Source organism: Blautia luti, from assembly GCF_013304735.1.
Taxonomy (GTDB): Bacteria; Bacillota; Clostridia; order Lachnospirales; family Lachnospiraceae; genus Blautia_A.
The window spans coordinates 1-578 of sequence record NZ_JAAITI010000095.1 but is presented as its reverse complement, the minus strand read 5'-3'; the positions used below and the strand labels follow the sequence as shown (position 1 = coordinate 578).

At 41.2% G+C, this 578-nt stretch carries 1 protein-coding gene; it reads left to right on the top strand.

Going from position 1 to position 578, the window contains the following annotated elements; genetic code table 11:
- Window positions 1-216: 216 nt before the first annotated feature.
- Window positions 217-578, top strand: a 362-nt coding sequence (locus G5B06_RS18585) for a hypothetical protein (protein ID WP_173763300.1), incomplete at its 3' end; no start/stop codon positions are given.

The following is a 578-nucleotide window of genomic DNA, read 5'->3' as shown; positions in this document are numbered from 1 at the left end:
GGCAGCAAAGAAGTTCCTGTCTAAAGGAAAAATCCATTATAAGGATCTGGTATCAAGAAAAACAGGGAGACAGTATGAAGCAACTGTGGAGATGGTCGATCCCGGAGAGGGAAATGTACAGTTCAATCTTATTTTTCCACAACGATAAGTAGTGTATTGCAGGCAGTCTAAGGACTGTCTGTTTTAATACAAATATATGAAAGAGAGGACCTTAGCATGAAGAAAAAAGGTAATTTTAGAAAAGTAGTATCTGGCTTGCTGGCAGGCATGACAATGCTTAGTACAGTGCTGTCTCCGATGACGGCATATGCAGCGGAGATCCAGCCAGAGGAAAAACCTCCACTTTATGAGGAAGTGAAAGACCTTCTGGATGAAGATGAGGTGGTGACTGCCAAAGATTATGAAATTGAAACAGGCAGTGTATTTGATGTGAAATCAGATTACACGGGACTGGAAATCAAGGATGATAACAAGGTCAAAGTCACATTTGAGGAAGCAAAGAATGACAAGGATGAGGATTTTACGACAGATCATGCGGACACTTACAAAGCGGTCTATTATGTGGAACCGGTAAATCA